Source organism: Acinetobacter sp. NIOH-H-8 (assembly GCF_046635365.1).
Lineage (GTDB): Bacteria > Pseudomonadota > Gammaproteobacteria > Pseudomonadales > Moraxellaceae > Acinetobacter.
Map to the genome: position 1 here is coordinate 61,477 of NZ_JBHDVN010000013.1, position 8,718 is coordinate 70,194.

The following is an 8,718-nucleotide window of genomic DNA, read 5'->3' on the forward strand; positions in this document are numbered from 1 at the left end:
TTACCAAACCCAATCACTCATAAGTAGAACAATATGGACGATAAACTTGAGTTTTATTTAGATGCAAAAGACATCTTATCTCAACCTACCAGTTGCCAAGCGCAAGGCGACTATAAAAAGGCACTGGAAAAAGAAATCACGGAACATCGAATAGCGAAAATGGAAATTTCGCCTTTACGTGGCAATTACGATCTCGACCACCTCTCTAAAATCCATGAAAAAATCTTTGAGCATATTTACGATTGGGCTGGAGAAGTGCGTCTGGACGACATTTCTAAACGTGCGATCGACCCGAACGGTAATTATGAAATCGGTCATTTCCTAGATAAAAACCTGATCCCTGATGAACTGAATAAGTTCTCACAGGCGGTTAAAGAAAAAGACCACCTGAAAGGTTTGGACAAAGACCAGTTTGTGCAAGAGTTCACTCAGCTTTATGCCAAGTTAAATGAAGCTCACCCTTTTGAAGAGGGTAACGGTCGCGCTGCTAAACTGATGATGAACCAGCTGGCGAATGATGCTGGTTACACCATGGTATATAGCAAGGTCGCCGTATCAGATTGGAACTATGCGTTTAAACGTTCACTGACAGATCAAGAGCTTTATGTCGGTGAAAACTATGAAAACCTAGAACCGATGGAACAAGACCTCTCTTACCTTTTAAAAGTCATGGACAATATCATTGAACCATACGATCTAGTCCTGAAGCTTGAAAATACGGAAGAACAAGAGCAAGAACAGGAAAATGACCAGGATAAATCAAATGATGATGATTCACCGAGTTACGGATAATTAGATTAATCCGTATACGATGGCTTTTAATTGATTAAAAGATTCTTGAAAAAAGAATCTTTTTTTTGAGAAAAATTTCTAATGAAGTGGCTCAGATTAAAATAAAACCTTAGGAAAATATTGTCCGAAACTTGGAGATGAATAATGAATAACGCAGCACATCAATTTGCAAATAAAGTGGTCGCTCAATACCAATTTACAAACGGAAGTGATTCAAGTCTGAATCATTTAATTATCGGCAACAGCACCGCAGAAATTATCGACACCTTAATTTATATGCTTTTCTCAAGCCATGCTGAAACCTATGACGATGGCGTTGTTTGGTTTAAATCAGTGGACGCAATTAATGTTGAGAAGTCTTACATTACTTACAACAGTCGAGAAAGCTGCATTTTTGCTTATTTTGTGTTTAATAAAAATCCATTAATGCTGAAAACAACCGCATTGCATATTGATAATGTTTGTTACTTTGGATGTGAAAGCGACACCACCAATAAAACCATCGAATTTTTAGAAAAATTCAAGGTTCGAGTATCCCTTGCTAAAGAATGCCAAAAGTTCAAATTCAATACTGAGCATCATGAAACCTTGATGCATGAAACCATTAAAACCTTAAAAACTATCTATGAAGAACATAACGACATGGATGCCGAAAAGTTATCTCAACACCATGACACAACTCATTTAGTTAACACGTTTCTTGCTTAACCGTACACCATACAATAAACAAAACCCGAAAAAGGATATAACAATGCTATTAGGCGCTTTAAAACAATCTCTAAGCTCAGTCATCGACATGAACCGCTACACCGCCCTTTGCTCACATGTGGAGGGTGAAAACTTGCCGTTATGCGCTCAATTTCGTGTACTTAAATATATCTTTGGTGTGCATGGTCTAAGCGCACTTAAAAATTACAATGAAGTTGAACACATTGACGAAGCCTTTTTGAAAAAACACTTCCTACGCATGATGAACTATGACTTTGAAGCAGTCATATACCTTGCTATGGTCGGCATGCGCGAACTTATCTTAGAAGCTGATGCTTCTGACCATGACGGTGAACAAAACGCCCAAAATGAGCTTAAACAAGCATTCCAATACGTTTCAGAAAATGACGTTCGTAATTTTGCTTATGTCACTCACATGGGCTATTCAGAAAAGTATTTCAACTGGAATATCATTCGCCACCAGTCTAAAGATGAAGCGGATAATCCCCTCACCTTTTGGTTATTTAAGAATGCAATGTATTCACTATTTTTCAACTTAGCCAATCGGGAATAATGCCCCAACTCATTAAGAGTATTTAAGTCCGAACTTAAGTACTCTTTTTTTTGCATTATAAAAATAGACCGGTATATACGCCGTCTAAGCATGGCTTAAAACGTATACGATGATTTTAATTGATTAAAATATTTTCAAATATCCATTACGAGTTTTAGGTCAGTTAATTAATTCCAATAAAGTTATTCATTAGTATTTTTTAAATAAAATGGCTCTATCGAAAGCAATTGCTTAAAACTTGGAGTCCTGTAATGAATCAACTTGATAAGCTAAATCATTTAAAAAATATCATCAAGCAAGTACCACATGAGCGTTTTGATCTGGATTTATGGCGCACGATCCCAGGTACCGACAATATGACTTTTGCTCAACTTATAAATAGTGATGCTAATTGTTGCGTCATAGGTTGGGCGACAGCTGATGAAACATTTAAAAGACTTAACTTCATGATGTTAGACGGCGTTCCCCTTTATGCACCATTCCGTGCGAATACTGGTGAGCCATTCACTTATGAAGAACTCAAAACAAATGTTGTTTATCGCGGTTCTGAAGCAGTACGTGAGTTTTTTGGACTCAATTATGAAGATGTCGATCATATTATTTTTGACAGCAACTACGCTTTTGAAGACCGAATCAAAGACGAGATTATTCATCATATCAACCAAGTTATTAATTACGTGAACATCCGTCCACAAGACCTTGACCACTTGTTATCTAGCTCAATTGTTGCACTGGATAACGAAGTCCGTGAGTTCACTTTAAATGATGATGAAGTCCGTGAAATATCTGTTGTGGTTGATTGCTTCAATAAGTTTTTTCCCGATGGTGCTTATCTTGAGTTTGTTGCTACGGTCAACGTACCAGGTGATTGTGATCCACTGGAATACATCGCCAGCAATTACAACATTAAAGAGCCATTAGCTTTCGTTCCTAAGCCGAATGAAGCATTAGAAGAATATCTGGAAACATACCCGATTGAACATCTCATGCATAACTGGCAAGAGGATTTCATTTCGCCGTATGACGGAATCATTAATCAACGTTTAACGCATATCGCATTGCAAAATTTAAATAACGCAAAAGTAGTTCAATAAGGAAACCTACCCATGACAATTGAAAATCCGCAACTCGTCAGTGCTATCAATGAACTTGGCTTTTACTTGCCACAGCAAGTACAACAGATACCTAACATCACAGAAGCCGGTTTTCGTGTGTATGTGATCGATACATCAAAACACACCAACATCGAGGCACTAATTAGTGCTATTGAGAATGTCAGCATCACTTCACAGCCCTTTTCTTTTCAAGATGATTACGATATGGGCGTGTTTTTTGAGGGATTTAGTTTCTTCTTGCCTATGCTCATTACACAAGATAGTGATGCACCTTTACCACTGTTCTTAATTCAACTGGATTTGTAAATCCAAAAGCGGTACGTGCGCCAGTATGTACCGCTACCCCTTTTGGCACACTGCCTAAAACTTGGAGCAGATATGAACAAAGCAACGACCGTTGAGCGTTTAGAAAAGCTGATTGAGCTAGTGATCGAGGTCATTCCTGATGAAAGCTTTGATTTCGACATTTGGCGTGATTATGACGCAAGCCATACAGAACAACACACCGATTTCTTTTCAGGTTTCACCACTGAAGAATTGTTAGATAAAAATATTGTAGGATGCCTGATTGGTTGGGCTACGTCTGTCGAGTATTTCCAAAATCTAGGTTTCAATTTTCATGGTTCTGTTGGGCCAATCTTCATGTATGAAAAAATACTCAGCAATGAAGAGCTAAAAGATGCGCCTGTTGTCACTGTACCAGTCGTTTACCAGTGGAAAGCAGTACGTGAGTTTTTTGGCATCACTCAGGAAGATGCTTTGGTGATGTTTAGCTATGACAATTACGACCAGGCCAAAATTGATAAGGACACAATGATTCGATTTATTGAACGCATCATCCAAAAATATAAGTAACCACCGAAACGGCGCAATGCCGTTTTGCTAGACGTTATAACCGCTTACGATGATTTTAATTGGTTAAAATATTTTCAATAATTTTAAATTTTGAGAAAAGTTTTTCCCCTGGTACACCCCTCTATACTTAATCCATAGCAAGCAAGGCACAAAGCCTTAAATCTGGAGTAAGTCGAATGAATACAGCGCATAAGTACGATGATCAAGTCATCATCCCAACAATAGCCGGGCAACTGGAGTTGCTGTCTGGTACCGATCTAAACAAAGAACTGGCTGAGCATGTTTTTCATGAAGCACCAGACATCGATCTAAGTATCTATGACATTTTTATTGTCTGCTTAAGTGGCGGTAAGGATTCGATTGCAGCGTATTTGCGCTTACTGGAGGCTGGAGTAGATAAAAGCAAAATTGAGCTTTGGCACCACAAAATTGATGAAGAAAACCAGCCGTTCATGGATTGGGTGTTCATGGAAAACTATACCAAAGCATTCGCTCAGGCATTCGACACACCATTGTACTTCAGTTGGCTCGAGGGCGGTTTCCTTGGCGAAATGCTCAAAGAAAACAGCTACTCAAAACCCCACTTCGTAGAAACACCAGAGGGCTTAATTAAGCTTGAACGCGACAACAACCGCAGTAAACCAGGCACACGCTTGAAGTTCCCACAACAAGCAGCCAGCCTCATGACGCGCTGGTGTTCTTCAGCGTTAAAGATCGATGTCGGACGCAGAGCATTGAACAACCAAGAACGCTTTGACGGCAAGAACATTTGTTTTATCACTGGTGAACGCCGTGAAGAGTCACCAAACCGCAGTAAGTACAACCAGCTAGAACCGCACCCATGCGACCGTAGAAGCGGTAAGAAAGCAAGACGCGTTGACTGGTGGAAGAACGTGCTTCACTTCACTGAAGAGCAAGTATGGGAGTTACTGGAGAAGTACAAGGTTACTCCACCAGTGCCATATCGCTTAGGTTGGGGCCGTAGCTCATGCATGACCTGTATCTTCAACAGTCCTAAAATCTGGTCAACCATCAGCACCTACTACCCTGAACGCGCTCAGCTGATCGCTGGTTATGAACAAAAGTTTGATTGTACGATCAGTCGCTCAAAGATCGATGTCGTCAGTCTGAGCAATGGCATTGAGCCATTCGACATTCAGGATATGGAAGCACTGGTACAGTCCAAAATTGAAAGTTATTACCTACCAGTGTTCACGGATAACTGGACGGTTCCACCAGGCGCATTCAACAAGGAGGGTTGTGGATCGCTGTAAATTAGGGTGCCATTTGGCACCTTTTTAGGATGAAAACCGCAAGCGATGTTTTTTAATTGATTAAAAATGGTTTGGAATAATTTTGTTTTTGAATAAGTTTTTGACACCACCTGTCAGCATAAAATGATTTTAAACCAATCAATATGAGATGATGTTTATGACAACTTTAAACGAAACAATGCAAAAGTTCTGTAAAGCTAAGGCAATGATGACCTATTTAATGTCTGATGATCCTATCATTGATGAATCTGTCAGCCGTTACGAAAATTGGGCATTGGCTTATGACATTTTTGTGAGTATTGGGCATCTGGATCTAGAACAAGTTGAGCAGGTCTGGAATGAAAAAACCCATACCAATTTTGTGCTTTGGGGTGTAGTTGGTGAATGCTCAATAGAAGAAATTGTATCGTATGTGACAGAAGAATATGACGCTCAAGCTGTCACACTGGCGCAGATTAATGAATTACAAGACGGTAAAACACTGGCAGAAATCTAAAATCAACCTAAGGAATGAGTTATTAATTAAGTATTAATAGCTCATTTTTTATTGTCTGAAACTATACAACTACCACCTTGAATCATTTTCACAAGCATCGCCATCGCCGTCACCATCCATCATGGTATCTGGGCAGTTTTTCACAAACCAATCAGCTTCTTCTTTAGATCGCATTTGAGAGCAATGCTTACGACCATCGCACTTATAGGCTACTGGCTTTTGATATATAGCATTTGTAGTTTGATTATCTTTATATAGATATTTCTTTAATTGAATGCTACCTAGATATGCCACCCCAATAGCTATGCTAATAAAAATTATCCATAGATATAGTGGCAATGATTTTTGCTTGTCATGCGTTTGTTCATGGTCGGAATAGTAAACATGGATTGCCCTATTTTTATTTTCTTTTTTAACTACCTCGAAATAGACCTCTCGACCTACTATTGGCTGTTCGCCTTTCTGAAAATCCTTAATATGGAAAAATACATCACCAAAATTACTCGTAGATATAAAACCAAAACCACGCTCATTATTATATTTTTTAATTGTTCCTGTTAGTACCACCTAAAACCCCAAATATATATTAAAAGCTATATTAATTATATTTGTTAAACCTAAATAAATACTATCTTTTTTTTAAAAAATAGTTTTAAGGTTTATGGATTTATTATAATTAAAACATCAAAAGCAATTGCTTAAAACATGGAGTAGCTATTATGAATAATTTTTTCGCTGGTGCTGAAGTCATCACTGTTTTTTCTTTACAAGACGCTTTAGAAGAGGGCGTGATTCTTTGCCTTAGCGATAAAGAAGAACATGCCAAAGATTGCAAACAGTTCTATAAGTTCCCTGTTTATATTACAAGCAACTTGTATAACAAGCACCTGACAGCTGCAAAAGCAATTTTTCCGAATGGTACGGAAGCTGATGCTGAAAAAATCAATGATTTAATGGGATATACCATCTTTGATATGTTGAACATGAGCGTTCGTGGTTCAGTTGCACTTAATGACCAAAGCGTTAAGTTTAAATATGCTCTACAAGATACACCGCATACCTTTTCTGACACCTTAATCACCAATATTGCTACGGTTGGGCCTGGTGTGAATGGTGAGCCTATCATTACTTTTATGATGCCTGAAGACCAATAAACACAACACCTAGCATTGACCAACCAATGCTAGGTTTTTTTGAGATCCGAACGTTCATTGAGAGGTATAAAAAATTCAAATGGCGACTATGAAAATTGACAACCCTGACTTATTCGGCTTTGCGAATATGCAAGAAATAGAACAACAAAAAGAAAAAAACGAATTAAAACGTATAGAAACGATGAAGCTTGTCCGTTGTGACTGGTTTATCGCCGTGACATCTACTGGAGAGCTGTTTAAGTACAGTGAAAAAGTACCAGCAAAATATAAGGCGTTTAAAGGCATTAAATTATTCAAGTGCTGGAATGAAGCTACCGCGGATCTCGTGTTAAATGCCGTAAAAGGCGCAATCAAGCGTGATCATTACGAAGTGCCAGACGTTAAAAAAAGCAAAAAGCTTGCTGTTGATAGTTGGGTAAGAAACATTGATCTAAAGTTTCTACATTTGCCAGTCGGTCAACTCACCAACCTATACAGGGAACATCAGGAGCGTTTAAGACTGAAGCGTGAAAAAGCCAGACTTAAAGAAAATGAAAACACGTATGACGTAGAACCGCACTAATTACACCCACCAGGAATAAGCACCCATAGCTTATTCCTTTCATAAGATGATGGCCGTAAACGGTGTTTTTAATTGATTAAAAATAACTTGAAATCATGAGCCTATCAGCCGAAATACTTTTACTGAAAAGTTATTCAGTCTACATGCACCGATATAATTATTACATCAAAGCTCATTGCTTAAAACTTGGAGATACGACAATGCAACTACAAAAATTTAATGCTGGTACTGCTAATGTGCGCCACTTGCTACAAAGCTTCACCCAAGCGTATGACGGTTTACCAAGTTGCGTCATCAATGTGATTGGCGTAGCAACCAAAGCAGATCCGCAGTTTATTTTTAACATTGAACTGGATGTCGTTTTATTTCACCAACACAAGTCACAAGCCTACTGCATTGAAGTCAATGCACCGTTACAGGCTCAAGTCATCGCAGACGCTCACGAATCATTTAGATTCAATCCTGATGATTCTCATGCATTGATTGAGGGCGAAGTCATGGATGTGGCGATTAATTTACAACGCCAGGCCATTAATGACATGATTCAATATGATTTGCTGTCAGATGCAGAACTGGAAAAGTTCAATACATGGAATAAAGGTTTCGCCAGTGCATTACTGACTGAATGTTTTGAAGATGTCGCAGATTTTAATGCGCTGCATAGCTCACATTTTATGGCGAACACTGTTTATTTAAGACTGATTGAGTACTTTAAAAACAACCTGTCATAAGAAACCATTAAACAAATAGAGGGAGATCCAATAAAGGTCTACCCTCTTTTTTTATGCCTTTAGATTTTATGACGTATACGATGTTTTTTAATTGATTAAAAAAATACTCTGTACACGACAAAAATAGATAACTCATTGAAATAATGTCATAATAATTGTTTTCTAACGACGAATACTATGACACATCTCAATGAGTTATATCTTATCTTAAACAAATATCTAAAATGGAACAAGTCACATTTAAAGTGCTTTGCGCTCATCATGCTTGTGATTATTTTAAAGCAAACATGTAATCTTTCTTCTGCATCTAAAGCCTTGCCCATCAAGTGCTTACCACAATCATTTTATCGACGTATGCAGCGCTTCTTTGCAGGTCAGTATTTTGATTATCGTCAAATTTCTCAGTTGATTTTCAATATGTTTTCATTCGACCAAGTGCAACTGACTTTAGATAGAA

Annotated in this window: 11 protein-coding genes and 3 pseudogenes; 12 read left to right on the forward strand and 2 right to left on the reverse strand. The window is 38.2% G+C overall.

Annotation, left to right across the window (positions count from 1 at the left end):
• Nucleotides 1–33: 33 nt before the first annotated feature.
• The 8 genes from ACEWB7_RS07600 to ACEWB7_RS07635 all read left to right on the forward strand — a co-directional run bounded on the left by ACEWB7_RS07600 (nt 34) and on the right by ACEWB7_RS07635 (nt 5,814).
• Nucleotides 34–792: a Fic/DOC family protein gene (locus ACEWB7_RS07600; RefSeq protein WP_005006069.1), complete on the forward strand. Its 759-nt coding sequence runs from the start codon at nt 34–36 to the stop codon at nt 790–792.
• Nucleotides 793–936: 144 nt separating this feature from the next.
• Nucleotides 937–1,500, forward strand: coding sequence for a hypothetical protein (locus ACEWB7_RS07605; RefSeq protein WP_125272339.1), 564 nt, complete (start codon nt 937–939; stop codon nt 1,498–1,500).
• A 43-nt stretch (nt 1,501–1,543) separates the two neighbouring features.
• Nucleotides 1,544–2,074 carry a hypothetical protein gene (locus ACEWB7_RS07610; protein ID WP_129717741.1) on the forward strand — a complete coding sequence of 177 codons (531 nt, stop codon included), beginning with the start codon at nt 1,544–1,546 and terminating at the stop codon, nt 2,072–2,074.
• A 251-nt stretch (nt 2,075–2,325) separates the two neighbouring features.
• Nucleotides 2,326–3,168: a hypothetical protein gene (locus ACEWB7_RS07615; protein WP_099143646.1), complete on the forward strand. Its 843-nt coding sequence runs from the start codon at nt 2,326–2,328 to the stop codon at nt 3,166–3,168.
• A gap of 12 nt (nt 3,169–3,180) precedes the next feature.
• Entirely contained in the window at nt 3,181–3,495 is a 315-nt protein-coding gene (locus ACEWB7_RS07620; RefSeq protein WP_042892737.1) for a hypothetical protein, read from the forward strand.
• A 72-nt stretch (nt 3,496–3,567) separates the two neighbouring features.
• Nucleotides 3,568–4,044: a hypothetical protein gene (locus ACEWB7_RS07625; RefSeq protein WP_005006052.1), complete on the forward strand. Its 477-nt coding sequence runs from the start codon at nt 3,568–3,570 to the stop codon at nt 4,042–4,044.
• Between the two features lie 176 nt (nt 4,045–4,220).
• Nucleotides 4,221–5,318, forward strand: coding sequence for a phosphohydrolase (locus tag ACEWB7_RS07630; RefSeq protein ID WP_033917491.1), 1,098 nt, complete (start codon nt 4,221–4,223; stop codon nt 5,316–5,318).
• Between the two features lie 157 nt (nt 5,319–5,475).
• Nucleotides 5,476–5,814, forward strand: a complete 339-nt coding sequence (locus ACEWB7_RS07635; RefSeq protein WP_099143647.1) for a hypothetical protein — start codon at nt 5,476–5,478, stop codon at nt 5,812–5,814.
• Nucleotides 5,815–5,883: 69 nt separating this feature from the next.
• On the opposite strand, the pseudogene ACEWB7_RS07640 reads toward ACEWB7_RS07635, so the two are convergent.
• Nucleotides 5,884–6,021: pseudogene (locus tag ACEWB7_RS07640) on the reverse strand (excalibur calcium-binding domain-containing protein); the annotation flags it as partial.
• 231 nt (nt 6,022–6,252) lie between these two features.
• Nucleotides 6,253–6,381, reverse strand: a pseudogene (locus ACEWB7_RS07645) (cold-shock protein); the annotation flags it as partial.
• 152 nt (nt 6,382–6,533) lie between these two features.
• Here ACEWB7_RS07645 and ACEWB7_RS07650 point away from each other — a divergent pair.
• From ACEWB7_RS07650 to ACEWB7_RS07665, 4 genes and pseudogenes are all read left to right on the forward strand, one after another.
• Entirely contained in the window at nt 6,534–6,968 is a 435-nt protein-coding gene (locus tag ACEWB7_RS07650) for a DUF6573 family protein (RefSeq protein WP_005006045.1), read from the forward strand.
• An 88-nt stretch (nt 6,969–7,056) separates the two neighbouring features.
• Nucleotides 7,057–7,530: a hypothetical protein gene (locus ACEWB7_RS07655; protein WP_228154147.1), complete on the forward strand. Its 474-nt coding sequence runs from the start codon at nt 7,057–7,059 to the stop codon at nt 7,528–7,530.
• A gap of 200 nt (nt 7,531–7,730) precedes the next feature.
• A complete protein-coding gene (locus ACEWB7_RS07660) occupies nt 7,731–8,261 on the forward strand; it encodes a hypothetical protein (protein WP_038350029.1) in 531 nt (176 codons plus the stop codon).
• A 177-nt stretch (nt 8,262–8,438) separates the two neighbouring features.
• Nucleotides 8,439–8,718, forward strand: a pseudogene (locus ACEWB7_RS07665) (IS4 family transposase); the annotation flags it as partial.